General features: G+C 58.3%; 22 protein-coding genes. 13 read left to right on the top strand and 9 right to left on the bottom strand.

Annotation, left to right across the window (positions count from 1 at the left end):
• Window positions 1-204: 204 nt before the first annotated feature.
• The 7 genes from CLV83_RS13655 to CLV83_RS13625 all read right to left on the bottom strand — a co-directional run bounded on the left by CLV83_RS13655 (window position 205) and on the right by CLV83_RS13625 (window position 7974).
• Complete coding sequence (locus CLV83_RS13655) at window positions 205-1782, bottom strand: MFS transporter (protein ID WP_165900313.1); 1578 nt, start codon at window positions 1780-1782, stop codon at window positions 205-207.
• Window positions 1783-2046: 264 nt separating this feature from the next.
• Window positions 2047-2748 (bottom strand): ABC transporter ATP-binding protein, encoded by a 702-nt coding sequence (locus tag CLV83_RS13650; protein ID WP_132293335.1) that lies wholly within the window; start codon window positions 2746-2748, stop codon window positions 2047-2049.
• A gap of 2 nt (window positions 2749-2750) precedes the next feature.
• Window positions 2751-3518, bottom strand: coding sequence for a high-affinity branched-chain amino acid ABC transporter ATP-binding protein LivG (livG, locus tag CLV83_RS13645; protein WP_132293332.1), 768 nt, complete (start codon window positions 3516-3518; stop codon window positions 2751-2753).
• Window positions 3515-4771 (bottom strand): high-affinity branched-chain amino acid ABC transporter permease LivM, encoded by a 1257-nt coding sequence (locus tag CLV83_RS13640; protein ID WP_132293329.1) that lies wholly within the window; start codon window positions 4769-4771, stop codon window positions 3515-3517. The genes livG and CLV83_RS13640 overlap by 4 nt, the downstream gene beginning before the upstream one ends.
• A complete protein-coding gene (livH, locus tag CLV83_RS13635) occupies window positions 4771-5700 on the bottom strand; it encodes a high-affinity branched-chain amino acid ABC transporter permease LivH (RefSeq protein ID WP_132293326.1) in 930 nt (309 codons plus the stop codon). Before livH ends, CLV83_RS13640 begins: the two co-directional genes overlap by 1 nt.
• Before the next feature lie 75 nt (window positions 5701-5775).
• Window positions 5776-6897 carry a high-affinity branched-chain amino acid ABC transporter substrate-binding protein gene (locus tag CLV83_RS13630; protein WP_279387526.1) on the bottom strand — a complete coding sequence of 374 codons (1122 nt, stop codon included), beginning with the start codon at window positions 6895-6897 and terminating at the stop codon, window positions 5776-5778.
• A 138-nt stretch (window positions 6898-7035) separates the two neighbouring features.
• Window positions 7036-7974 (bottom strand): LysR family transcriptional regulator, encoded by a 939-nt coding sequence (locus CLV83_RS13625; protein WP_132293323.1) that lies wholly within the window; start codon window positions 7972-7974, stop codon window positions 7036-7038.
• A gap of 288 nt (window positions 7975-8262) precedes the next feature.
• On the opposite strand from CLV83_RS13625, the gene aptA reads away from it, so the two are divergent.
• Window positions 8263-9576, top strand: a complete 1314-nt coding sequence (gene aptA, locus CLV83_RS13620; RefSeq protein ID WP_132293320.1) for an omega-aminotransferase AptA — start codon at window positions 8263-8265, stop codon at window positions 9574-9576.
• A gap of 136 nt (window positions 9577-9712) precedes the next feature.
• On the opposite strand, the gene csiR is transcribed toward aptA, so the two are convergent.
• Window positions 9713-10402 (bottom strand): DNA-binding transcriptional regulator CsiR, encoded by a 690-nt coding sequence (csiR, locus tag CLV83_RS13615; RefSeq protein ID WP_132293317.1) that lies wholly within the window; start codon window positions 10400-10402, stop codon window positions 9713-9715.
• A gap of 207 nt (window positions 10403-10609) precedes the next feature.
• Between csiR and glaH the strand changes: the two genes are divergently transcribed.
• The 9 genes from glaH to CLV83_RS13570 all read left to right on the top strand — a co-directional run bounded on the left by glaH (window position 10610) and on the right by CLV83_RS13570 (window position 20687).
• On the top strand, window positions 10610-11575 hold the full coding sequence (glaH, locus tag CLV83_RS13610) for a glutarate dioxygenase GlaH (RefSeq protein ID WP_132293314.1): 966 nt from the start codon (window positions 10610-10612) through the stop codon (window positions 11573-11575).
• 133 nt (window positions 11576-11708) lie between these two features.
• Window positions 11709-12905: an L-2-hydroxyglutarate oxidase gene (gene lhgO / locus CLV83_RS13605; RefSeq protein ID WP_132293311.1), complete on the top strand. Its 1197-nt coding sequence runs from the start codon at window positions 11709-11711 to the stop codon at window positions 12903-12905.
• Window positions 12906-13060: 155 nt separating this feature from the next.
• Window positions 13061-14509: an NAD-dependent succinate-semialdehyde dehydrogenase gene (locus CLV83_RS13600; protein ID WP_132293308.1), complete on the top strand. Its 1449-nt coding sequence runs from the start codon at window positions 13061-13063 to the stop codon at window positions 14507-14509.
• A gap of 614 nt (window positions 14510-15123) precedes the next feature.
• Complete coding sequence (gene cyoA / locus CLV83_RS13595; protein WP_132293305.1) at window positions 15124-16086, top strand: ubiquinol oxidase subunit II; 963 nt, start codon at window positions 15124-15126, stop codon at window positions 16084-16086.
• Between the two features lie 6 nt (window positions 16087-16092).
• Window positions 16093-18069 (top strand): cytochrome o ubiquinol oxidase subunit I, encoded by a 1977-nt coding sequence (gene cyoB, locus CLV83_RS13590; protein WP_132293302.1) that lies wholly within the window; start codon window positions 16093-16095, stop codon window positions 18067-18069.
• A gap of 3 nt (window positions 18070-18072) precedes the next feature.
• On the top strand, window positions 18073-18690 hold the full coding sequence (cyoC, locus tag CLV83_RS13585) for a cytochrome o ubiquinol oxidase subunit III (protein WP_132293299.1): 618 nt from the start codon (window positions 18073-18075) through the stop codon (window positions 18688-18690).
• A complete protein-coding gene (gene cyoD, locus CLV83_RS13580) occupies window positions 18690-19013 on the top strand; it encodes a cytochrome o ubiquinol oxidase subunit IV (RefSeq protein WP_132293296.1) in 324 nt (107 codons plus the stop codon). Before cyoC ends, cyoD begins: the two co-directional genes overlap by 1 nt.
• 7 nt (window positions 19014-19020) lie before the next feature.
• A complete protein-coding gene (cyoE, locus tag CLV83_RS13575) occupies window positions 19021-19908 on the top strand; it encodes a heme o synthase (RefSeq protein ID WP_243642389.1) in 888 nt (295 codons plus the stop codon).
• Window positions 19909-20102: 194 nt separating this feature from the next.
• Entirely contained in the window at window positions 20103-20687 is a 585-nt protein-coding gene (locus CLV83_RS13570) for a hypothetical protein (protein WP_132293293.1), read from the top strand.
• Between the two features lie 360 nt (window positions 20688-21047).
• Here CLV83_RS13570 and ypfH read toward each other — a convergent pair whose 3' ends face one another.
• Window positions 21048-21686 (bottom strand): esterase, encoded by a 639-nt coding sequence (ypfH, locus tag CLV83_RS13565; RefSeq protein ID WP_132293290.1) that lies wholly within the window; start codon window positions 21684-21686, stop codon window positions 21048-21050.
• Window positions 21687-21934: 248 nt separating this feature from the next.
• Between ypfH and CLV83_RS13560 the strand changes: the two genes are divergently transcribed.
• The 3 genes from CLV83_RS13560 (at window position 21935) to nifJ (ending at window position 26728) form a co-directional block, all read left to right on the top strand.
• Window positions 21935-22252: a hypothetical protein gene (locus CLV83_RS13560; RefSeq protein ID WP_132293287.1), complete on the top strand. Its 318-nt coding sequence runs from the start codon at window positions 21935-21937 to the stop codon at window positions 22250-22252.
• A 70-nt stretch (window positions 22253-22322) separates the two neighbouring features.
• The gene (locus CLV83_RS13555) at window positions 22323-22907 is read left to right on the top strand and encodes a CBS domain-containing protein (RefSeq protein ID WP_132293284.1); all 585 of its coding nucleotides are present in this window, start codon (window positions 22323-22325) and stop codon (window positions 22905-22907) included.
• Between the two features lie 200 nt (window positions 22908-23107).
• On the top strand, window positions 23108-26728 hold the full coding sequence (gene nifJ, locus CLV83_RS13550) for a pyruvate:ferredoxin (flavodoxin) oxidoreductase (protein ID WP_132293281.1): 3621 nt from the start codon (window positions 23108-23110) through the stop codon (window positions 26726-26728).
• The last annotated feature ends 1 nt before the right edge of the window (window position 26729 follow it).

The raw sequence follows: 26729 nt of genomic DNA, 5'->3' as shown, positions 1-26729 counted from the left end.
ATTTGAATCCCGGTTCCTTTTATCGATACCGGCTCAGTGGATTCTTAGCAGAGTCGAGGAAAGCGCAGGGTTGATGCGGCTGTTCAGATGATGAAGTGCCCGAATCTGGTGCTTTTGCGCGCTTAAACAGAGTCGCTTAAGGCTCGCGATCGGAGGGTAAAACGATAAAAGGCGCCCGCAGGCGCCTGTCCAAAACCGGTCGAGTCAGTCCGGTTTCTTGTCTTTATCCTTGTCCGCTTCAGCGTCAGTTTTTTCGTCGGCGCCTGGCTCCGTTGCTTCCGGTTGCTCCGCATTGGTGGCGGGTTTTTCCGCCGCTGGCGCTTCTCCCTGATCACTGTCTGGTGCTTGAGCGGCTTCCCCGGCCTTGCGCTTTTCCTCCCAGTAGCTGGAATCGCGCTCTTCCATGCCGATCATTTCGCCGCCCACTTCGATCTCTTCACTGGTGGCGGAAGGCTCGGGCTCTTTCTCCTCGTCTTTCTCTTCGCTGGCGTCGTCGCCCCAGGCTTCAACCCACTCTTCCGGGAAGATATCTTCCACGGAGGTTTCGTTTTCCTCCTCGGTTTCATAGCGCGGGTCAAACTCGGAGGAAAGCTGGGTCTCCGGCATGGTTGCCACGTAATGCTCCTGGGCGGTAATCGGCAGCGGCGGCATCCGTTTCTGACGATAACGAACGTAGCTGGCCAGCGTGACAAGCAGCACAGCAAAGCCCACAAACATGGTTTCCGGTGCAAACGCTTCCATCAGCATCGAGCTGCCGATCGGACCAATGATACTGCCCACACCGTAGCAGAGCATCAGTGCTGAGCTGGCCGCGACCCTGGCGCTGGCATCGATGCGGTCGTGGGTGAGCGCCACGGCTACCGAGTTAACCAGTGACAGCATGCCGAGCAGCACGGCAGCGGGTACGACACGGATCAGGAACGACATATCGACGCTGAGCGCCACGGCCAGACTGAGGAAAGCCGCCGTCAGGGTGATGACCAGCATCACCTGGCTGCGTTGAACCCGGTCACAGATCCAGCCCACCGGCCAGGCCAGCAGCAGCGCGAGCAGCACGGAGGCGGTCATCAATTGAGACACCTCCTTGACGCTCATGTTGGTCAGGCTGCCGAACAGTGGCACCAGCGAGTAATACGCCCCGAGCATGATGCCGCCGGTAAACGCGCAGGTGAGCCCGAGCGGTGCCTCACGATATAGCGTCAGCAGCGACATTTTCGGACCGGGTTCGATATGCGGTGACTGCATGCGTGACAGACAGAGCGGGATGATCGCCGCCAGCAGTACCAGTGCAGCACCGGTGAACGGCACCGAGCTCAGCGGTTCGCTGTAGCCCACCGTCATCTGGGCCAGGGTGGAAGAACCGTAGGCGGCCACCTGATAGAGCGCGAACAGCGTGCCGCGGTTGTTGTTGGAGGCAACCGCACTGAACCAGCTTTCGATGATCACGTAGAGACCGGCCGCGGTGATACCGCCGACAAAACGCAGGGTGGCCCAGAAGTAGACCGAATCCATGAGCGGATAGCTCATCGACGCCATGGCGGTCAGTGCGGCCATGGCGGCAAAGGTGCGGATGTGTCCGACCTTGGCCACCAGGTGGGTGGCGTAGTGGGAGCCGATGGCAAAACCGATGGAGTAGCAAACCATGATGAAACCGACCTGGGTCGGCGGCACGCCCTCGGCACCGAGTCGGACACCCAAGTAGGTGAGCAGGTAGGCATTGCCGCCGATTACCAGTGCCAGGCTGATAAAGAGGGCCGAAAGGGAGATAATGATCAGTCGCACGATTTGACTCCATCCATACAGCAAATCTCCGGCCCGCCGAATGCCATGCCGGTGTCCAACGAAATCGTTTCCAGGAAGCTAGGTGTTACCTGATAGTGGAACCCGCCTGAGCGTTGCAGCGGCGGTCCCCAGCTTCTTAGTCTAGCAACTTGCACTCTGGTTAAAAGTGGCAATATGGCCAGAGAATAAAAAGAGCAGGTCGGATCAATGAAAACGGATCCAACCCACTGAGGTGACCAGGGGCTGGATCTCGAGTTCACCCGCTTAGCCGCCGAGGTATGCTTTGCTGACGGCATCATCCTGAAGCAGGGCGGCGCCGGTATCGCTCATCACGACCCGACCGTTCTCAAGCACATAACCACGGTCGGCGATCTTAAGCGCCTGGTGCGCGTTCTGTTCCACCAGAAAGATGGTGACACCCTCATCACGTAGTTGTTCGATGATCTCGAATATCTGCTGGATGATGATCGGTGCCAGGCCCAGCGAAGGCTCATCGAGCAGCAGCAGACGTGGATGACTCATCAGCGCGCGGCCGATCGCCAGCATCTGCTGCTCGCCACCGGACATGGTGCCGCCGCGCTGGTGGTAGCGCTCCTTCAGGCGGGGGAACAGCTCCAGCACGTGGTCGCGTTGCGCCTCGTAAGCGGCCTTGTCGCTGAAGTAGGCGCCCATGTGCAGGTTTTCCGCCACGGTAAGGCCCGGGAAGATGCGGCGGCCTTCAGGTACGACCGCCAGCCCCTTGCGCATGATCACCGAGGTGGGCTGCTTTTCGATCGCCTCACCCTCGAACTCGATGCTGCCGGAGGAGGCCTGGGGCGAGCCGCAGACGGTCATCATCAGCGTGGTTTTACCGGCGCCGTTGGCACCGATCAGAGTAACGATCTCACCCTGGTTTACCTCGATGGAAACATCGTGCAGCGCCTGGATCTGGCCGTAGTGAGTGTTTACATTTCTGAGTGTCAGCATGCTCAGCTCTCCCCCAGATAGGCTTTGATGACTTCAGGGTTGCTCTTGATCTCATCCGGCATGCCATCGGCCAGCGGCGTGCCCTGGGCGATCACGTAGATGTGATCGGAGATACCCATCACCAGGCTCATATCGTGTTCGATCAGCAGCACGGAGATTTCGTGCTCGTCGCGCAGCCGGATGATCAGCTCGTCGAGCTCCTTGGTCTCTTTCGGGTTGAGGCCCGCCGCCGGTTCGTCGAGCAGGAGCAGCTCCGGCTGGGTCGACATGCAGCGGGCGATCTCCAGCTTGCGCTGCTGACCGTAGGCGAGATAACCGGCCTCACGGTTGGCGTGCTCCAGCAGATTGACCTCCTCCAGCCAGTAGATCGCGCGGTCCATCGCTTCCTTTTCCAGGCGGCGGTAGGCCGGCGTTTTGAACATACCGGAGAACAGGTTGGTGTTCAGATGGCGATGCTGGGCCACCAGCATGTTCTCTATCACCGTCATCCGCTTGAACAGACGCACGTGCTGGAAGGTACGCACCAGCCCCTTGCGGGAGATCTGGAAATCCTTCAGTCCGGCCAGCTGCTGGCCGTTGAACAGCACACTGCCGTCGGTGGGGATATAAAACCCCGACAGGCAGTTGAACACCGTGGTTTTGCCGGCCCCGTTGGGGCCGATGATGGAGACAATCTGACGGTTCTTGACCTTCAGATTGACCTCGTTGACCGCAAGCAGACCACCGAAGCGCATGGTCAGCTCGTTAACATCAAGCAGTAACTGACTCATTGTTGTTTCAACTCCAGGTGGGGACGCTTCATCGGTACCAGTCCCTGAGGACGCCAGCGCATCATCAGCACCATCAGCAGGCCGAACATCAGCATTCGATACTCGGAGAACTCACGGGCCAGCTCCGGCAGAATCGTCATCACGATGGCCGCACAAATTACGCCCACCTGGGAGCCCATGCCGCCGAGTACCACGATCGCCAGGATGATCGCCGACTCGATAAAGATGAACGATTCGGGGCTGATAAAGCCCTGACGTGCGGCGAAGAAGCAGCCGGCAAAACCTGCGGTGGAAGCACCCAGCGTAAAAGCGGACAGCTTGATAACCGTGCGATTAAGGCCCAGCGAGCGGCAGGCGATCTCATCCTCGCGCAGTGCTTCCCAGGCACGGCCGATAGGCATCCGCATCAGGCGGTTGATCAGGTAGACCACGATGCACACCAGCACCACGGCGATCAGATAGAGGAAAACCACCTTCTGACTGCTGTCGTAGTCGATACCGAAAAACTCGTGGAAGGTCTGACTGCCCTCGCTGGCGCGACGGCTGAACTCAAGACCAAACAGGGTTGGTTTTTCGATACCGGATATACCGTTGGGGCCACCGGTCAGATCGGTCCAGTTGTTGAGCAGAATACGGATAATTTCACCGAAGCCCAGGGTAACGATCGCCAGGTAGTCACCGCGCAGGCGAAGTACCGGAAAGCCGAGAATAAAGCCGAAGGTGGCGGCCAGCAGGGCAGCGATGGGCAGGCAGGCCCAGAAGGAGAAGCCGAAATATTCCGACAGCAGGGCGTAGGTGTAGGCGCCCACGGCGTAAAATGCCACGTAACCCAGGTCGAGTAGACCGGCCAGGCCGACCACGATGTTAAGACCCAGCCCCAGCATAATGTAGATCAGCGTCAGGGTGGCCAGATCCACGGCGCCGCGGGAGGCCATGAACGGCCAGACCAGCATCACCACCACCAGGGCCGCCAGTGCCCAGGGCTTGATGCGGCGCCACTTGGTCTCTTCCGGTTTTAGCGCGGCCAGGTTCGGCTTGGGGATGCGGCCGAAAAAGGCATCGACCTTGTCGGAGAACAGCTGCACGAAGAATACCGCCGCGATGCCGATACCTATCCAGGTCCAGCGAGTGGCGTCGGCGCCGGTAACGGTCAGTGTGGTGCCTTCGGCGCCCAGCTGCACACCGAGCATCAGGCAGGTCAGCACAAAGGTGATGCCCGCCGCGAAAATAGCGTTATACAGAGATCTGCGCATCAGACTTTCTCCACCTCCGGTTTACCCAGAATGCCTGTGGGCCGGAACAGCAGGATCAGTACCAGCAGCCCGAACGACACCACATCCTTGTATTCGGACGGGAAGTAGGCCGCAGTCAGTGCTTCGGTCACACCCAGGATCAGGCCGCCCAGCATGGCGCCGGGGATTGAGCCGATGCCACCCAGGACCGCCGCGGTGAACGCCTTGAGGCCGGCGATAAAGCCAACGAAGGGGTTAACCACACCGTAGTAGAGTCCCAACAACAGGCCGGCAATGGCCGCCAGCGCGGCGCCGATGACGAAGGTCATGGCGATGATACGGTTGGTATCGATGCCGAGCAGGTTGGTCATGCCGATATCCTCGGCACAGGCACGGCAGGCGCGTCCCATCCGCGAGCGCGAGATAAACAGGGTCAATACGGTCATGGAGATCAGCGTAACTACCCAGATCAGCAGCTGCATCCAGGAGATGGTGACCTCAAAGGTCTCCAGAGATCCGAACTCCACCAGGCTGCCGGAGATCAGCGGCGGCATCGCCACGTCGCGGGAACCCTGGGCCAGAACCACGTAGTTCTGCAGGAATATGGACATGCCGATGGCGGAGATCAGGGCGATCAGGCGGTTGGAGCCGCGCAGCGGCCGGTAGGCAACGCGCTCTATGGCCCAGCCGTAGCTGCTGGCCACCAGCATCGCCACCACCAGAGCGACAAACAGCACCGCGGGCAGGGCGATATGGCCCATCGCCAAAAGGCCCGTGATCACGATAAAAGAGATGTAGGAACCGATCATGTAGATTTCGCCGTGGGCGAAGTTGATCATTCCGATGATGCCGTAAACCATGGTGTAACCGATGGCGATCAAGGCATAGGTTGAGCCGATGGTCAGTCCGTTGATTATCTGCTGCAGAAGATAGAGGCTGGCTTCAGTCATCGAGGCTTACCAGTAAAACAGATACCCCTGGCCAAACGGCGCAGGGGTATAGGGTTTGGTTGGAAGGCGGTTCGATTACTCGGCCGCGGTCTTGGATCCGTCGGCGTGCAGTTCGTACACCAGGAAGGTGGATTCGGTCAGGTCGCCCTTGTCGTCATATTTGACGTGACCGATCGCGGTCTCGAACTCATTGGCGCTGATGTACTCGGCCATGGCCATTGGATCGGTGCTGTCGATCGCATCGATGGTGTCAGCCATGATCTGTACCGCAGCGTAGGCCGGGAATACGAACGGGCCGGTCGGGTCGAGACCCTTCTCTTCGATGGCCGCTACGCGCAGGGCGTTTTCCGGGTTTTTATCGAAGCTCTTCGGTGCGGTGGCCAGAACGCCTTCGGTGGCGTCGCCGGCGATCTTCGCCAGGTCGGAGTTGACTATGCCTTCAGGACCCATGAATTGGGCTTCAAAGCCTTTCTCCTTGCTCTGACGCAGGATCAGCCCCAGCTCCGGGTGGTAGCCGCCGTAGTAGACGAAATCCACATCGGCTTTCTGCAGCTTGGCGATCAGGGCGGAGAAGTCCTTGTCACCGGCGGTGACACCTTCAAACATCACCGGCTCGATACCGGCTTCAACCAGGGAATCACGCACAGTGGTGGCCAGGCCTTCGCCATACTGCTGTTTGTCATGGATAACCGCGACGCGTTCAGGCTTGACGGTGCCGGAGATGTAATCGGCTGCCAGCGTGCCCTGCAGGCTGTCCAGACCGATGGTACGGAAGATGGTGTCGTAGCCTTTTTCGGTGATGCTCGGCGAGGTGGAGGCCGCCGTGATCATCAGGATGCCTTCCTCGTAGTAGATATCGCTGGCCGGTTCGGTAGAGCTGGAGCAGAGGTGGCCCACCACGTGGGTGATACCATCGTTGACGATCTTGTTGGCTACGGCCACGGCCTGTTTCGGGTCGCAGGCGTCATCGTAGATCACGCCTTCCACTTCCATACCGTTGATGCCGCCGTTGGCGTTGAAGTAGTCGATCGCCGCTTCAACGCCGATCTTCTGCATATCACCGTACTGGGCAACCGGGCCGGTGGCAGGGCCAGCCAGCGCGATCTTCAGTGTTTCCGCCTGAGCGGTCCCTGCAATAGCCAGCGCTGCGGCGGTTGCCAGCAGCGTTTTGCTGAAGCCTTTCATCTTAATCGCCATGTTTCTCCCCTCTGTCCATCTTTTTCTGATCCGGTGAAGGATCGTTCAATGGTTGACTGTTATTCATCCGATATTACACAGAAGATTTTTGTCGGTACAGGCAGGTTTTCAGTAAAAATCACGTTAAATCAGTGATTATTAATCCTTGTTATGGAGCTGGTTCATCTTCTCCTGCAGTAGCTGGACGAACAGGTCCCGTGCCTTGTTGGCGCGTGATGACTTGCGCACGATAGCGCAGAGATCCAGATCGTAATGATTGCTCTGCGGGTTCAGTGCCCGCAGCTCGCCGGGCCTGGTTTCGCTGGCCACATAATATTCCGGCAGAAAACCCAGGTAGCGTCCGGAGCGGATCAGGGCCAGCCGGGTTTCATAGTAGTAAGCGGTGGCGCGCAGCTCCTTGTGTTCGATCAGGCTGGCGGCGCCCTCGTGGGGTTTGAGGCCAGCCTGGATGAACGGGTAGCTCTCGATCACCGCATCGGTGATCTGCTCATCCGGCAGCTCGTACAGCGGGTGGCTGCTGTGGCAATAGATGCGGCAGGTATCGGTGAACAGGTGCAGGTAATCCAGGCCTTCGATGCTGCGGTGCCTGGGGATAAAGCCCACTTCGGCTTCCTCGTTGATCACCATCTGTTCGATCTCGGCCATGGAAGCGACATCCACCGTGATGTAAACGTCCGGCGCCCGCTCGTTAACCTGGCTGATCAGTTCCGACAGGCCCAGGCGCGAGTCGCCGCTGACCGTATCGGAAAAGATCAGGCGCAGATCCCCCGACAGGGTCGCGTTAAGGTTGTTTACCGTGGCGCGAAACTCTTCCAGGGTGCCAAACAGGTTCTGCGCCGACTCGTAGATGATCTTGCCCTCGTCGGTGAGCGAAAAACCGGAACGGCCGCGATGGCAGAGTTTCAGATTGAGTCGCGCTTCCAGGTTGGCGATATGGATGCTGATCGTCGAGCGGGTGATGTTGAGCTCCGCCTCAGCCGCGGAAAAACCGCCGCACTGCACCACCGTGGTGAAGACGCGAAGCTGTTTTATTTCGAAGTCGCCGACCTGGCCTAGCCAGTATTTGCGTGAACTCATACCATCTGGATCCTGAAAAAGCGGAATAGCGCATCTTAGTCAAAGCCGGCCGACTACCCAATAGCCTGTTTTCTGGACTGAGGGTTTTGCTGTGGGCGGCGTAAAAGCTTGAGGCAAAGCTTGATGAGAAGTGTGGTGCAAGGTGTGATGCAAAGTTTGATGCGGATAAAACTGGGCTTTTATCGGCCAACCTTTTTCCTGTCCGGCTGTCGGGCCTAAACTGCTGCTATGGTCATTTAACCGGCCCGGCAACGACCGGCCCCCAAGACGCCAAACAAGGTTAGCACGATGAAAAACTATCAGAGCATGGATCACTTCTGGATGCCGTTCACCGCGAACAGGGCTTTCAAGAACGCGCCAAGGATTATCGAACGGGCGGAAGGTGTTTGGCTGCATAACGATCGTGGCGACAAGATCCTGGATGCTACCGCCGGTCTCTGGTGTGTCAACGCCGGTCACGGCCGCCGCCAGATCGCCGAGGCGATGGGCCAGCAGGCGATGAAGCTGGATTACACTTCACCGTTTAACCTGGGCCACGATATCGGCTTTGAATTCGCCGAGCGTCTGGTCAAATACACTCCGGAAAACCTCAACCGCGTGTTCTTTGCCAACTCTGGCTCCGAAGCGGTGGAAAGTGCTCTGAAGATCGCGCTGGCCTACCAGAATGCCCGTGGTAAAGGCGGCAAGTACCGCTTTATCGGCCGCGAAAAGGCGTATCACGGTGTTAACTTCGGCGGTATCTCCGTCGGCGGCCTGACACCTAACCGCAAAGGCTTCGGTCCGCTGCTGCCGGTTGATCACCTGCCGCACACCCTGGACCTGAGCCGCAATGCGTTTAGTAAAGGCCTGCCGGAACACGGCATTGAAAAAGCGCTGGAGCTGGAAAACCTGGTCCAGTTCCACGGCGCCGAAACTATCGCTGCCGTGATCGTCGAGCCGGTATCCGGTGCAGGTGGCGTGGTGCTGCCGCCGATCGGTTACCTGAAGAAGCTGCGTGAGATCTGTACCCGTCACGACATTCTGCTGATCTTTGATGAAGTGATCACCGGTTGGGGCCGCCTCGGTGCACCGTTCGCCTCGCAGAAGTTTGATGTCGAGCCGGACATGATCACCTCAGCCAAGGGTATTACCAACGGTGTAGCGCCGATGGGTGCGGTCTTTGTCCGTGACGAGATCTACGACACCGTGGTTAACGCGGCGCCGGAAGGCACCATCGAGTTCTTCCACGGTTACACCTACTCCGCGCACCCGGTTTCCTGTGCTGCGGGTCTGGCTACCCTGGATATTTACGAAAGCGAAGGCCTGCTGGAGCGTGCCAGCGGTGAGATCGGCGAGTACTTCGAGGCGGCACTGCACAGCCTGAAGGGCGAGCCGGGCATCGTCGATGTGCGTAACTGCGGCCTGGTGGCGGCGGTTCAGTACGCCGCGCCGGATGGCTCACTGGTGGGGCCGAAGATCATGCAGCGCTGCTACGAGAAAGGTCTGTCGGTGCGCGCCGTGGGCGACATCATCGCCTTCTCTCCGCCGCTGATCATCGAGAAAGAGCATATCGACCAGATCGTCGATACCCTCGGCTCCATCGCGCGGGAAATGTTTGCCTGAAAGAGTGACGCCGTGGTCTGAGGATCGCGACGTCGTTTAAAGCACACCCTGGTGTGGACTCCACTGTGGATTGTCACATCGTGCTATTGCCGGCCCTTCTATCGGAAGCGCCGGCTTTTTTATGATTGACCGTCGGTCAGGCGAGCCCGCGTGATTCGAGAATCCGCACGATAATCGGAATTGGGTTCATCATATGCTCGAACATCAGCTGGCGGGCGGCCTGGGCGTCGCCGGACATGAGTACGTCGATCAGCTCCCGGTGCTCTTCCTGCTTGGACTTCAGCGCCTCGCCTGAAAACACCATCTCCCTGAGCCAAAGCTGACGATAGCGCTCGGCCTGATCAAGCATGGTTTCACGCAACTCCATCAGCTTCGCTGAGCCGCAGCCGCTGGCGATGGCGTAGTGAAAAGCCTTGTGACGGTTGTCCCAAATTCCCAGCATCTCGTCGGTGTTCTGCACCTCTTTGACCCGTGACAGGGTGTGAGCGGTGGCGATCACGCCGGCTTCCCATTCATCGCCACCGCGCTGCACCGCCAGCTCGGTGATCATCGCTTCCAGCTGGGCGCGGGCGAAGTAGATATCTTTCAGTTCATCGATAGACATGGGCGCTACACGAAAACCGCGCTGGCTGATCGCCGTGACCAGGCGTTCTGAAACCAGCCGTGATAGCGCCTCACGCATGGGGCCCGCACCGATGTCATAGCGCTCCTTCAGGCCGCTCATCAGCAACTTGTCCCCGGGCTGGAACGCGCCTTCGGTGATATCCCGTTTCAGGGCGACATAGGCGAGATTTGCCAGGTTGTTCTTCTCTTCGGGTTCGGCCATGGGGTGTCCGGTATCAGTTCTGATGATGGGCGGATTATAGCGACAGGGATAAGAATGCAGCAAAAGGTGTGTTTTGTTGACGAAATTATAAAATGTAGATATTTTTACAAAACGTAAATATTGATGCTGTGTACCCCAACACAGGCACACCGATAAAAAGATCCATCTCCATACCAATGCCAACATAAAAATTATCGAGGTAGCCCCATGTCCCTAGCCGCTATGGTCTCAACTGACGCTGGAAGTGCAGCCGGTTTTACCCTGGAACCCTCCACCCAAAGCCCGCGCCTGCTGGAGCTGCGTTTTGATGCGCAGCTGGTCGAAGCTTTTCTGCAGGCGGTGGCGCACTGGCCTGTTCAGGCGCTGGAATACAAGTCGATGCTGCGTTTTCGTGTCGCCCGGATTCTGGATGAGCTGTGTAATAACGAGCTGCAGCCGCTGCTGGTGGATACGCTGGTGGATCGCAATACCGGGGCACTGATCATCACGCCTGAAGGGCTGAACCAGGTGGAGCAGGCCGAGGAGATGGTCAAGTTCACCACCGCCGTGGCGCACCTGTTTGGTCGTTCCAACTTCGATGCGATGAGCGGTCAGTACTACGCCCGCTTCGTGGTGAAGAACGAGGATAACTCCGACAGTTACCTGCGCCAGGCGCACCGCGTTATGGAGCTGCATAACGATGGCACCTACGTTGAGCAGGACACCGACTATGTACTGATGCTGAAGATCGACGAGCAGAACATGGAGGGCGGCAACTCGCTGCTGCTGCACCTGGACGACTGGGAAGACCTTGACAGATTCAGCGGCGACGAGCTGGGCAGTCGCGAAATGCGCTGGGCCGCGCCGCCGAGCAAAAACACGGCGAAAGACGTCTTCCATCCGGTTTTCGATCTGGACCGCTCCGGGCGCCCGATCATGTCCTATATCGACCAGTTCGTGCAGCCCAAAGACGATATCGAAGGCAACTGGCTGACCGATCTGTCCGAGTCGCTGGAGGGCAGCCGGTCGATCCTGTCCGTGCCTGTACCTACCGGTAGCTTCCTGCTGATCAACAACCATTTCTGGCTGCATGGCCGCGACAAGTTCACCGCTAACCCGGGGCTGCGTCGTGAACTGATGCGGCAGCGCGGTTATTTCACTCGAGCCAAAACCTTACGCAATCCCAACCAGTAATCTGGTGACGGCCAAACCAAAAACGCTAAGATCAAAGGCCACCGGCAGTGCGACCGGTGGTTTTCAGTTCGGCGCTCTTCGTGAGAACTCTTTTTAAGAACTCTTGCTAAGAACCCCTTATATGAGGAAAGAGATGTACGATTTTCTGATTATCGGCGGTGGTATCGTCGGCATGTCCACGGCGATGCAGCTGCTGGGGCGTTACCCGGATAAAAAGGTACTGGTACTGGAGAAGGAGGGCGGCCCCGCGGAGCATCAGACCGGCCATAACTCCGGTGTTATCCATGCCGGCGTCTACTACACCCCGGGCAGCCTGAAGGCGAAGTTCTGCCTGGAGGGTAATCGCGATACCAAGGTGTTCTGCCAGGAAAACGGCATCAAATACGAAGAGTGCGGCAAGCTGCTGGTGGCCACCAACGAGCTGGAGATGGAGCGGATGAAGGCGCTCTGGGAGCGAACCGAGGCCAACGGTCTGGAGCGCTACTGGCTCAATGCCGGCGAGCTGCGCGAGCGCGAGCCCAACATCACCGGTATCGGCGGTATCTTTGTGCCCTCCAGCGGTATCGTCAATTACAAGCAGGTCACCGAAGCGATGGCGCGCCGGTTTGTCGAGAAAGGTGGCGAGATCCGCTACAGCGCTGAGGTGACCGGGCTCAGCGAGTCGGCCAGCGAGGTGCGTGCCAGTACCACCCAGGGCAGCTTCAGCGGCCGTTACCTGATCTCCTGCTCAGGCCTGATGGCCGACCGGGTCGTGCGGATGCTGGGTATGGAGCCTGAATTCCGTATCTGTCCCTTCCGTGGCGAATACTACCTGCTGCCGGAAAAACATAACCGGATCGTCAATCATCTGATCTACCCGATCCCCGACCCATCGATGCCGTTCCTGGGGGTGCATCTGACCCGCATGATCGATGGCACCGTCACCGTTGGCCCCAATGCGGTGCTGGCCTGGAAGCGTGAAGGTTACCGCAAGACTGATATCTCGCTGGCCGACAGTTTTGAAACCCTGAGCTACCCGGGAATCCGCAAGGTGCTGCAGAAGAACTTCAAGCCGGGCCTGATCGAGATGAAAAACTCCCTGTTCAAGGGCGGTTACCTGAAAGAGGTGCAGAAATACTGCCCGATGGTGGAAAAGTCCGACCTCACTTCCTACCCTGCAGGCGTGCGGGCCCAAGCGGTTTCCCGCGATGGCAAGCTGGTGGATGACTTCCTGTTCGTGAAAACCCCGCGCACCATCAACGTTTGCAACGCGCCTTCGCCGGCGGCGACCTCGGCGCTACCGATCGGTCGTTACATCATCGCCGAGGCGAGCAGTCAATTTGATCTCTGAGGTCGCAGCGCCTGAATAGCGGGGGATGCGTCGAAAAGGGCACACTGATATTGATTGTTTGAGAGTGATGAAACTGAACGTTTACAGGCGATCAACCGGCACTTAAATGCCGGTGTTAGTATCCCAGCATCACCCAACGAGTTCTGGAAACGACTATGACAAGCACACTGATTACCAAGACCCAGGCCTATGTCGATGGACAGTGGGTCTCGAGCGCCTCCGGTAAAACCCTGGCGGTCCTGAATCCTGCCAACGGTGAGCATCTGGCTGATGTGCCGGACATGAGCGCCGAGGAAGCCAGCGCTGCGGTAGAAGCAGCGCACAAGGCGTTCGCCAGCTGGAAAAAGACCACCGCAAAAGCGCGTGCCCAGATGCTGCGTCGTTGGTATGAGCTGATCATGGACAATCAGGAGCGCCTGGCGCGACTGATGACCGCCGAGCAGGGCAAGCCGCTGGCCGAAGCCCGCGGCGAAGTGGCCTATGGCGCCTCCTTTGCCGAGTGGTTCGCGGAAGAGGGCAAGCGCGCCTATGGCGAGCACATCCCATCACCGTCGCCGACCTCCCGCATCGTCACCATCCGTCAGCCGATTGGCGTAGTAGCGGCGATTACGCCCTGGAACTTCCCGCTCGCGATGATTACCCGCAAGATCGCACCGGCCCTGGCCGCGGGTTGCACCGTGGTGCTCAAGCCCGCCGAAGATACGCCGCTGTCGGCGCTGGAGCTGGCGGCGTTGGCCGAAGAGGCGGGTTTCCCGGCGGGCGTTATCAACATTGTCACCACAACCGACCCGGTTGCCGTGGGAGATACGCTCACTTCTCATCCGCTGGTGAGCAAGGTCTCCTTCACCGGTTCAACGCCGGTGGGTAAACATATCCTGCATCAGGCCGCGGATACGGTGAAAAAGGTATCCCTGGAGCTGGGCGGCAACGCGCCGTTTATCGTGTTTGAAGATGCCGATCTGGATGCGGCGGTCAAAGGTCTGCTGATCTCCAAGTACCGCAACGCCGGTCAGACCTGTGTCTGCACCAACCGCATATACGTGCAGCGCTCGGTGGTCGGCCCCTTCGTTGAGAAGTTCAAGGCGGCAGTCAGTGAGTTGAAAGTGGGCGCCGGTGATCAGGATGGGGTCGAAATCGGCCCGCTGATCAACAAAAAGGCGATCGACCGCGTCGATCAGGTAGTTAAAGACGCAGTGGGTGAGGGTGCTGAGCTAGTGCTTGGTGGCAAGCGCTCCAGTGCCGGCGAGCTGTTCTATGAGCCGACCCTGCTCAGCGGCGTCACCGAACAGATGGCGATTGCTAACCAGGAACTGTTCGGCCCGATCTCTACGCTGTTTGTCTTCGATGATGAAGAGGATGTGATCGAGCGCGCCAATGCCACTCCGTTCGGACTGGCGGCTTACTTCTATTCCCGTGATATCGGCCGCTGCTGGCGCGTCGGTGAGGGGCTGGAATACGGCATGGTCGGTATCAACGAAGGCATTATCTCCAACGAAGTGGCGCCTTTTGGCGGCGTCAAAGAGTCCGGTCTTGGCCGCGAAGGTTCCAAGCATGGACTCGACGATTATCTGGAGATCAAATACCTCTGCATGGGCGGTATCTAAGCCCTCAAAGTGTTGAGTAAATTATCGAAGACCCGGCCGGAACAGCCGGGTTTTTCTTTGTCTGGCCCTCTCAAAAGCGGCGCTAATGGAACAGTATCCTTATGGTCTTTGTTCGCCGCTTATACAGCTGTAAAGCCAGATCTGTAATTGTTCCATTTTTGGGATTGTCTGTTAGTCATCTGTATGAATTTTGTTCTTACTGCTTTAAGTCATTGATTTGTAATAATGCAGTTCGACTAAGGTCTTATTAGGTTGTTTTTTGCAATGGTCCGTTCCTTTGAGGTCAAGTGCGCCTGAGAGTTATGTTTCACGCGCTGTTGATCTGGATCATTGTTCACAACTTCGGATTTCATCTTATCGCCAAGAGTGTCTCTGTGAGGCCGTTCCCGCGGGAAACTTCATCTCCCCGTTCCGCGTATCGGCTTCGATCAGGTATTAGAACCCAGGGACCGGGAAATTCGTTGGCAATGATTCAATTCACAGTGCGGTCGTTCCATGACCCTTCGCGAGCCGTTCAACGTGTCTCCAGCAATGCCTTGGTTCCACTCGGTATCCCAGGGCCGCGTTGAACGTCCCGCGACCCACTTAGCCACTTTCATACCGAAGGTTGTAAGATGAAAGACAGAGCCTCTTCTCTTGTCCGGGGCGGGATATTGCTGTTGCTGACGGTCGTCATGGCCGGTTGCAAGAACGGTGTTCTTGATCCCAAAGGGCAGGTCGCGGCGGATGTTAAATCGCTGATTATCACAGCAACTCTGCTGATGCTGATCGTCGTCATCCCCGTTATTGTCCTGACTCTGGTGTTTGCCTGGAAATATCGTGCCAGCAACACCAAAGCTACATACACGCCTAAATGGGCGCATTCCACCAAGATCGAACTAGTGGTCTGGTTGGTTCCCTGCCTGATCATTATCGTGCTTGGCACCCTGACCTGGCGCAGTACCCACGAGCTTGATCCTTACCAGCCGCTGAAAGGCGTTGCCGGTGAAGAGGATCCGCTGACCGTGGAAGTGGTGTCACTGGACTGGAAATGGCTCTTCATCTACCCGGAACAGCAGATCGCCACCGTCAACAAGCTGGTGATTCCTGCTCATCGTCAAGTGGCCTTCAAGATCACTTCCGACTCCGTGATGAACTCTTTCTTCATCCCGCAGCTCGGTAGCCAGATCTACTCCATGGCTGGCATGGAAACCAAGCTTCACCTGATCGCCGATGAACCCGGTACCTATGATGGTTTCTCCGCCAACTACAGTGGCGGCGGCTTTACCGGCATGAACTTCAAGACCGATGCGCTGGCAAGCGAAGCGGACTTTGACGCCTGGGTTGAACAGGTACGTGCAGGTAGCGAGCCGCTGAACCAGGCGCGTTACGAGCAGCTGGCCGAGCGTTCCATCAACCACCCGGTAGAGACCTTCTCCGACGTGGAGCCGGGCCTCTTTACCAGCATTCTGCAGCAGTACATGACGATGCCTTCCGAGGGAGAAGAGGGCATGCACGGCATGGAAATGCATGAAGAGGCCAGCACGCATGGCCAGGAAAGCGCAGACGCTGACAAACAGCATCTGGCGCAGGAGTAAGCAAATATGTTCGGAAAACTCACTCTGGACGCCATTCCCTACCACGAGCCGATTATCGTTATCACGCTCGCGGTAGTCGGCCTTGTTGGCCTGTTTGTGGCGGCGTCCGTTACCAAAATGGGTAAATGGGGTTACCTCTGGCGCGAATGGCTGACCTCTGTCGACCACAAACGTCTGGGTATCATGTACATCATCCTGGCGCTGGTGATGCTGATCCGTGGCTTCGCCGATGCCGTGATGATGCGTACGCAGCTGGCTGTCGCCACCGGTGGCTCCGAAGGCTATCTGCCGCCGGAACACTATGACCAGATCTTCACCGCGCACGGTGTGATCATGATCATCTTCATGGCGATGCCGATGATGATCGGTCTGATGAACATCGTTCTGCCGCTGCAGATCGGTGCTCGCGACGTGGCTTTCCCGTTCCTTAACAACCTCAGCTTCTGGCTGGCGGTTGGCGGTGCCGTGCTGATCAACATCTCTCTGGGTGTGGGCGAGTTCGCCAAGACCGGCTGGGTGGCTTACCCGCCGCTGTCCGGGCTCTCGTACAGTCCCGGCGTCGGTGTGGATTACTACATCTGGGCACTACAGATATCGGGGCTCGGGACGCTGTTAACCGGCGTCAACTTCCTGGTGACCGTGTTCAAGATGCGCGCACCGGGCATGAAACTGATGGATATGCCGATCTTCACCTGGACCTGCACCTGGGCCAACATCCTGATCGTTGCATCTTTCCCGATCCTGACCGCTGTACTGGGTATGCTCACCCTGGACCGTTACCTCGACTTCCACTTCTTCACTAATGAAGGTGGTGGTAACGCGATGATGTATATCAACCTGTTCTGGGCCTGGGGTCACCCCGAGGTATACATCCTGATTCTGCCGGCGTTCGGTATCTTCTCCGAGGTGATCTCCACCTTCACTGGCAAGCGTCTGTTCGGCTACAAGTCCATGGTATGGGCGAGCGGTGCAATCTCTATCCTGGGCTTCATTGTCTGGCTGCACCACTTCTTCACCATGGGTTCCAGCGCTAACGTCAACGCCTTCTTTGGTGTGGCGACCATGATCATCTCCATACCGACCGGTGTGAAGCTGTTCAACTGGCTGTTCACCATCTACCGCGGCCGTCTGCGTTTCGCCGTGCCGGTGCTCTGGACCCTGGGCTTCATGGTGACCTTCACCATTGGTGGTATGACCGGCGTTCTGCTGGCGGTACCGGGCGCGGACTTTGTGCTGCATAACAGCCTGTTCCTGATCGCGCACTTCCACAACACCATCATCGGTGGTGCGGTGTTCGGTTACCTGGCCGGTATTGCGTTCTGGTTCCCGAAAGCGACCGGTTTCCACATGAACGAGCGTCTGGGTAAAGCAGCGTTCTGGTTCTGGCAGATCGGTTTCTACGTGGCCTTCATGCCGCTGTACGTGCTCGGCTTCATGGGTATGACCCGTCGTCTGAACCACACCGACAACCCGCTGTGGGAGCCCTGGCTCTACCTGGCTGCCTTCGGTGCCGGCCTGATCCTGATCGGTGTTGTCTGCCAGCTGGTACAGCTGTTCGTCAGCATCCGCGATCGCGAGCAGAACAAGGCTGAAGGCGACCCCTGGAATGGTCACACCCTGGAGTGGTCCACCACTTCACCGCCGCCGTTCTACAACTTCGCTTCTACGCCGATCGTTGAAGGCATCGATGCCTACACCACGGCGAAAGAGAAGGGTTATGCCGGCTGGCGTCCTGAGAAGTTTGCGCCGATCCACATGCCGCGTAACACCTCTGCAGGCATTCTGATGGCGGGCTTCCTGACCGTGATGGGCTTTGCACTGATCTGGCATATCTGGTGGCTGGCAGGTGCGAGCTTCGTGGCAACCATCGTCACTCTGCTGGTACGTGCTTACGATGATGACGTCGACTACTACGTCCAGCCGGACGAGATCGAACGGATCGAAGGCAGTGCGGCCGGCGCTAAAGTGGCGGAGCAGGTATAAATCATGACGACACAAGTAACTTATCCCGCAAACGCGTATCCGGTGCCCGAAGAGGAGCACCACGATCCGGGCGAGAATACTCTGTTCGGGTTCTGGCTCTACCTGATGACGGACTGCCTGCTGTTCGCATCCGTCTTCGCTACCTGGGGCGTGCTCTACTTCGCCACCGACGGTGGTCCGGGGCCGAAGGAACTGTTTGAGCTCGACTACGTGGCGATCGAAACCGCCGCGCTGCTGGTTTCCAGTATCACCTACGGTTTCGCGATGATCTCGGCGCACGCCGGTCGTAAGGGCGGCGCCCTGTTCTGGCTGGCGGTGACCTTCGTCTGTGGTCTCGTGTTCATCGGTATGGAAATCAACGAGTTCCATCACCTGATCGCTGAAGGCGCAGGCCCGCAGCGCAGCGCATTCCTGACCGCGTTCTTCTCGCTGGTCGGCATGCACGGTCTGCACGTCACTGCAGGTCTGCTGTGGATGATCGTGATGATGATCGAAGTCTCCAAGCGTGGTCTGGGTGGTAAAACCCTGACCCGCCTGGGCTGCCTGAGCATGTTCTGGCACTTCCTGGACGTAGTCTGGATCTGCGTATTCACCACCGTTTACCTGATGGGGGCTCTGTAATGGCACATTCACATGACTCTCACAGCACGTATCACGGTACGGTGAAGGGCTACCTGACAGGCTTCGTTCTGTCGATCATCCTGACGGCGATCCCGTTCTGGATGGTGATGGAAGGTGATTTTTCGACCAGCGTGAAATTCTGGACCATCAGCATCCTGGCTGTGGTTCAGATCATCGTCCACCTGAAGTACTTCCTGCACCTGGACTTCACGCACGAAGGCAAGCCGAACACCCTGGCGTTCCTGTTCAGTGCGCTGATTATCGTGCTGGTGGTTGGACTCTCGCTGTGGATCATCTACGAATCCAACGCGATGATGATGTGAGCATTTTATGCTGAAGCTTAAACGTTACCTACTCGTGGCCAAGCCGGGGATTATCTTCGGCAACCTGGTGGCGACCGGCGGGGGATTCCTGCTGGCGTCCCAGGGCCAGGTCGACTGGCTGCTGTTGGCGATAACCGTACTCGGGATATCGCTGGTGGTTGCCTCCGGCTGTGCGGTGAACAACTGCATCGACAGGGATATCGATCGCCGCATGGAGCGCACCCGCAACCGCGTTACCGTCACCGGGGAGATCTCGGTGAAGGCGGCGCTGGCGCATGGTTTTGTGCTCGGTGTGGCGGGCTTCTCGCTGCTGGCCTGGCAGACCAATGCCATCACCGTGTTCTTTGCCGCCTTTGGCTATGTCATCTACGTCGGCGTTTACAGCCTGTGGATGAAGCGCAAGTCGGTCTACGGAACGCTGGTCGGCAGTCTGTCCGGTGCGGTACCGCCGGTGGTGGGTTACTGCGCTGTCAGCGGACAGTTCGATGCCCAGGCCGCGATTCTGCTGCTGATGTTCTGCCTCTGGCAGATGCCGCACTCCTATGCGATCGCCATCTATCGCTACCGTGACTACGAAGCGGCCGGTATTCCGGTACTGCCGGTGGTCAGCGGTGTGATGAAGACCAAACGCCATATCGCGCTGTATATCCTGGCTTTCCTGCCGGCGGCGCTGGCGCTGGTGATTGGCGGTCATGTCGGCGTTGCCTACCTGGCGGTTGCAGCGGTCACCAGTATCTGGTGGCTGGTGCTGGCGCTGCGGGGCTATCGCGTCGGCATCGATGAGACACGCTGGGCGCGGCAGGTGTTTGCGTTTTCCATCGTGACCATCACCGCGTTAAGTATTGCCATGGCCGTGGACGTGCACCAGCCGGTTACGTCGCTCGCCATGCTGTGACGGGGATTCGGAAAAGCGTTGGCAGGCAAGTTCATGTCAGGCTCTTAGACCGGCTTTCAGCTTTTCCGAAACCCTTTTTTTCACCGGCCCTCGGGCCGGTTTTTTGCGTCTGGAGGAATGGAATTCAGATGCTGCTGTCCTAACCTCAATGCCGTGTATACACTCCAGGTTCGCTGGACAGCCAAGGATTACCCATGCAGAGATTAAGCAAAACACTGAATCAGACCCTGAGCGCGCTGCTGCTGATGCTGGCATCCAGCCTGGCGATGGCGGAGCTTGAGCCTGTACGTATCCAGGCCTATATCGAGAGCCTTGATGAGGTGCGCGTGCTGGGCAAGCAGCTAAAGGCTGAGGGCAAAGAGGCGTTTCTGACTGGCCAGATCATGCCGCGGGAAGGCCAGAGTTTCGATCCGCATCAGCGTGCAGTGTCGGCGCTGAAGCGCGATGAACCCGCTTATTACAGCAAGCTTGAAAGCAGCGTTGTGAAGAACGGCTTTACCAGCCCCGAATCCTGGGCACAGACCGGTGATCAGGTAGTGCTCGCCTATGGCGCGGTCAAGGTAGCGGCAGAAAGCCCGCAGATCCTGGCTATGGCGGCGCAGAGCGGCCCCGACCAGGAGATGCTGCTGATGGCTCTGCCGGAAAAACAGCGCGCCCAGCTGAAGCAGGCGTTGCTGATCGCCAAGGCGTTGGCAGCGGTGCCTGAGGCTGACCGAGCGGCGGTCAAACCCTATATCGGGACGCTGGATACGGTGTTTACCGAAGAGGGGCTGCAATAGTCTATGTTTCTCGGGTTGGTCCTGTGGATGTAAGCATCGACAGGGCGCGTTGCAGAAGTAATTTCTGAGCGCAGCAGGAACCCCTTCAGCGCAGCCGAGCATCGCAGCCTGAAAGAGAAACGAGGGAAGGGCTGTTTGAGCCGCGAAGCGGTGAGTTTCCCTTCCCGCTCTTTCAGGCGAGAAGCACAGGGAAATCGGCGAAGCCGATCAAGCTGTCGGGGCGGCTTAGGATTATCAAGGATCTTGGCCGTCCAAGATCCTTGATTCGCCAGCAGGCGAAACCTGCATCCAAAAGAGTATTAACAAGTTTAATTCGAGCGTTTTTCAGGCTCGCCTGGACTCAGGCATGGAGAGCTAATCTCAGGCCTCCAGTGTCTCCCCCAGCCGCTGAACAGCGGTTTCCAGCAGCAGTTGGCTGATCTCATGGCCAACGCCTCTCTGGGTATCCAGCGTCACGGTGGCGCCGAGGTTTTCCAGGGTTTCGCAGGCTTCGTGGGCAAAGTCTACGGGAATCACCTGGTCCGCTTCACCGTGCAGCAGGTGAATGACGGTTTTCTGCGGTGCCTGGTCCGGCAGGCTGGCGTAGCGGCCGGAAAAGCCGAGTACCTGGCCGACCAGGCCATCTTTCGCCTTGATCGCTTCCAACGACATGATGGTGCCCTGGGAGAAACCCACCAGCACGGTGTGGGCGCTGTCGATGCCGTAGCGCTGCTGCAGGGTTTCCACCATCTCTATAAAAGCAGGGAGTACCTTGGCCACCCTCGCCGGACGCTCGTCTGCGCTCATGTTGGCGAGGGAGAACCACTGGCGACCGCCAAAACCACCATCGAAGGGTTCAAAGCCGTCCATCACGGCACAGACAGCGCCGGGGAATGCCGCATTCAGTGCCTGTCCCAGTGGTTCCAGGTTCTCTTTGTTGGCGCCTACGCCGTGGGCGAGGATAAACAGGTAATGCGCTTCACCCTGGGCGGGTATCTCAATCATTGCGGGTAAGGTCATGCGGCAAACTTCTCCATCAGCCGGGTCAGGGGATAGTGGCAGGGCGGGGTGGAATACTGCCTTTTCCGAGGATAATTCTCTGAATTTATACCTTAAAAAAAGAATAAACAGGGCACCAGCCTGTTCTAATTCATCAGCTTTCTAAATCTATTGACTGAATAGCGAAACACTATTTGACTAAGATCAATAATTCTCTAAATTGAATAGTGTAGGAGCCAACTCGCAGCCTCACACTCAGGTGCACATTTATGACGCGCAAAACTCACTTAACACCGATGCTCGCACTGGCGCTTTGTGCGCTGCTGGCGCTGTTCGCCTCGGTGTCGGTGGAGGCTGGCACCAAGGGCGATACCGGACTGGTTCCTCCGGCGATTATCGTCGATAGCTGCATTACCGATCTGTCACTGGGAGAGTCCGGTGATGGTGATCACTCGGCGGTACTGCCATCCTCACCCCTGCCCACTATCCCTGATGGCTACAGGGTCGAATCTCCGGCCTGGGAAAGGGTTCCATACACAGAAATTCGCGCGCTTCCGCCCTCTCGGGCACCCCCTGTTGTTTTCTGATTTGAGCGTACTTTTCTCGTATTGAATCTGAAAACTGCTGCGCCTTCTGGGGCGTGGAAGGAGTGTCAAAATGGAACGTTATTCCGAACTCAAAACCGTCAGCCTGAGCGATTTCCAGTCTGTTGTTGAATCCGAAGATGTTGAAAACTTTGACCTGGATACCCCGGCGCGTCTGGTTGTTACCGACTTTCTCTATCATAAGCCGCTGAAACTGAATCCCGATGTGGGGGTGGACGAGGCGATCGCTGCCATGCGTCGTGCCCATGTTCGTTCCGTATTGGTCGCGAACGGTGAGTTCCGCGGTATTGTTACCGTGGCTGATCTGGAAAGCCGCAAGGTATTGAGCCTTGCCGCCAGCTCCGGTCAGGCGCGTAGCGATCTTGCGATCAGTGACCTGATGATCCCGAAATCCAAGCTGCGTGGTGTTCCGGTCAACGTGATCGAAAATGCCAGCATCGGTGAACTGTTGCAGACGCTGAAGAACGAAGGCCAGCAGCATATGCTGGTGGTGGATCCGGAGAATCATCGTATCCGCGGTATCATTTCCGCCAGTGATATCGCCCGTCGTCTGCATGTTTCGGTGGAAATCAACCACCGTGCCACCAGCTTCCGCGAACTGGTTGAGGTGATCTCCTCCGGCCGCGACGTGGGCTGATACGCCGCCGCTTGTCTATCCTGAATCTGACGCAGGCCGCTAACCCGAATCATTGATGGAATATTCGGGTTCTCGATCTATAGAGAGTTCCACTTATAGAGAGCTCTTTGGTCTGTGTCAGTACCTTGCCCGCGCTCAGCTGAGATACTCGGTCTGAGTCGCACGGCAAAGGTCGTCGCAGGATAGAAGGAGACGTCGGCATGGCACCCGAATATCGGATGATGGACGGCAATGAAGCCGCCGCCACCATCGCCCACCAGCTCAATGATGTAATTGCGATCTACCCGATCACCCCCGCATCTCCCATGGGGGAGCTCTGCGATGCGTGGAGTGCATCCGGAAAAACCAATCTCTGGGGCGCGGTCCCCGATGTGATCGAACTGCAGAGCGAGGCAGGTGCCGCAGGCGCTGTTCACGGCTCGCTGCAGGCCGGCGCGAAAACCTGCACCTTCACGGCCTCCCAGGGGCTGCTGCTTAAAATCCCCAACATGTTCAAGATCGCCGGTGAGCTCACGCCCACGGTGTTTCATGTGGCGGCACGTTCGGTGGCGACCCATGCGCTATCGATCTTTTGCGATCACTCCGATGTGATGGCGGCCCGAAGCACAGGCTTCGCGATTCTCTCTTCAAATACCGCCCAGGAAGCGATGGACTTCGCCTGCATCGCCGAGATGGCCACGCTGGAAGGGCGGGTGCCGGTACTGCATTTCTTCGATGGCTTCCGTACCAGCCACGAGGTCAGCAAGGTTGAGCTGATCAGCAGCGAACAGCTGCGCGAGCTGGTGCCGCCGCATCTGGTGCAGGCTTGTCGCGACCGCGGTATGTCGCCCAACCGTCCCGGCGTGCGCGGTACCTCGCAGAACCCGGATGTGTTCTTCCAGTCCCGGGAAGCGACCAACCCCTTTTATGCGGCCTTTCCCGGTATTGTGCAGTCTGCCATGGATCGCTTTGCCACCGTGACCGGACGCCAATACCGAACCTTTGAATATGAAGGAGATCCAGGGGCAGAAAGGGTGCTGGTGCTGATGGGCTCCGGTGCAGAAACCGCGGCGGAGACGGTGGCCGATCTGAACGGCAAGGGCGAAAAGGTGGGCGTATTGAAGGTCCGCCTGTTCCGCCCGTTCGATAGTCAGCGCCTGATGGCGGCGCTACCGAAAACGCTGAAGGCGCTGGCGGTTCTCGATCGCACCAAGGAGCCGGGAGCCGATGGCGAACCGCTCTACAAGGATGTGGCTACGGCGCTGTGCCAGGCCTTTAATGCCGGCCAGATGGAAAACGGCTTGCCGCGCATCGCCGGCGGACGTTTTGGACTCGGCTCCAAGGAGTTCACTCCGGCTATGGTTAAGGCGGTGTTCGATGGTCTCAGTGCCTGTCAGCTCGGGACTCAGTTCAGCGTTGGTATCGAGGATGATGTCAGTCAGCTCAGCCTGGCCTGGAACCCGGATTATCGCACCGACGCGGCAGAACACTGGACCCAGGCGGTGTTCTACGGCCTGGGGGCTGATGGCACCGTCAGTGCCAATAAGAACAGTATCAAGATCATCGGTGCCGAAGCGGGACGTTATGCACAGGGGCACTTCGTGTATGACTCGAAAAAGTCCGGTGCGGTAACGGTCTCGCACTTGCGCTTCGGCCCCAAACCTATTCGCGCCGCCTATGAGATTCAGCAGGGGCAGGCGGATTTCGTCGCCTGCCACCAGCCGCAGTTTCTTGAGCGTTATCCGATGTTGGAGCTGGCCCGTGAGGGTGCCACTGTTTTAATCAACACGCCGCTGTCCGGTGATAGCTTCTGGCAATCGCTGCCGGGGCAGGTGCAGCGCACGATGCAGCTAAAACAGCTTAAGGTTTACCTGATCGATGCCTATGCGGTGGCGCAGGAGGCGGGCCTGGGTAAGCGCATCAACACCATTATGCAGACCTGCTTCTTTGCCCTGGCGCAGGTGTTAGCGAAAGAGGAGGCGATACAGAGCATCAAGGCCGCGGTGGAGAAAAGCTACGGCCGCCGTAGCCGCAGCATCGCCGATATGAATATCAGTGCCATCGATAATGCGCTCTCGCACCTGGCTGAGTTCAGCGTACCGGCCAGCGATGCCGGTCAGATACCGATGCGGTTGCTGGAGATCCCCGGCGATGATCCTTTCCTGCACCAGGTGACTGGCGAGCTGATCGCCGGGCGGGGTAACGCTTTGCCGGTATCTAAACTTCCGGCGGATGGCGCCTGGCCTTCGGCTACCGCCCAGTATGAAAAGCGCGATCTGGCGCTGAATATCCCCCACTGGGAGCCGGATCTGTGCACCCACTGCGGCAAGTGCGTGCTGGTCTGTCCGCACAGTGTTATCCGCTCCAAGGCGTTCGATGCCAAACTGCTGGACGCTGCGCCCGATAGCTTCCAGGCGGTGCCGATCAAGGGTGCCAAGGATTTTCCGCCGGATACGATGATCAGCTACCAGCTCTCGCCGGAGGACTGCACCGGTTGTACGTTGTGCGTGGAGATCTGCCCGATCACTGACAAGTCCAACGCCAGCCGCAAGGCGATCAACATGGTGCCCAAGCAGCAGACGCTGGCCGAAGAGAGCGCCAACTGGGAGTTCTTCAAACAGCTGCCGGAGTTTGACCGTACCCAGGTGAAGGAAACCACGCTCAAGGGCGCCATGCTGTATCAGCCGCTGTTTGAGTTCAGCGGCGCCTGTTCCGGTTGTGGCGAGACTCCCTACGTGCGCCTGCTGAGTCAGTTATATGGCGATCATATGCTGGTGGCCAACGCCACTGGCTGTTCATCGATCTACGGCGGCAACCTGCCCACCACGCCCTGGAGCTATAACGCCGCAGGACGCGGCCCCGCCTGGAACAACTCCCTGTTTGAGGATAACGCCGAGTTTGGCCTGGGGATGCGCGCCGCGCTGGATGCTCAGCAGGCTTATGCCCGGGCATTGCTGGAAAGCCTGGCCGGCAAACTCGATGGGGCTCTTCTTAATGAACTGATCAACGCGGATGAATCCAGCGAGTCTGGCCTTGCCGCTCAGCGGGAGAGAATCGCCGCTCTGCGTCAGCAACTGGCCGCGATGGATGATCCGGTGGCGCGTTCGCTGGAAGCGGTGGCTGACAAGCTGGCGCGTCATTCGGTCTGGATCGTCGGTGGCGATGGCTGGGCCTACGATATCGGTTACGGTGGCCTCGACCATGTGCTCGCTTCAGGGCGTAACGTAAATATCCTCGTGCTCGATACCGAGGTCTATTCCAACACCGGCGGCCAGACCTCCAAGGCCACGCCAAGGGCGGCAGTGGCCAAGTTCTCCGCTGGCGGTAAGCCGGGGCCGAAGAAGGATCTGGCGCGCATCGCCATGGACTACGAGCATGTCTACGTGGCTCATGTGGCCTACGCCGGCAAGGATGTGCAGACCCTGCGCACCTTCCTTGAAGCGGAAAGCTATGACGGCCCGTCGCTGATCATCGCCTATTCGCCCTGTATCGCTCACGGCTATGACCTGGCTGATAACCACGAGCACCAGCGCCTGGCGGTGGAATCGGGGCACTGGCCGCTGTTCCGCTACGATCCGCGTCGTGCGGCGGAGGGGCAGAATCCGCTGCGGATGGACTCCAAACCGCCCTCAATTCCTTACAGCCATTTTGCCCGCACCGAGGCTCGTTTCAGCATGCTCAGTCGTACCCATCCCGAAGCGGCGAAAGCGTTTCTGGATGCGGCCCAGCATGAGGTGACCGAGCGTTATCACCGCTACGCACAGCTGGCTGAACTGAGCTGGGAAGAGGTGGAGTCTCCGCCCGAAGATGAATCCGAGAATCCGGCAGCCGAGGAGAAATAAT

This window comes from Marinobacterium mangrovicola, assembly GCF_004339595.1.
Taxonomy (GTDB): Bacteria; Pseudomonadota; Gammaproteobacteria; order Pseudomonadales; family Balneatricaceae; genus Marinobacterium_D; species Marinobacterium_D mangrovicola.
Note: the sequence above shows the minus strand (reverse complement) of the source record. Positions and strands in the feature narration are given on the sequence as shown.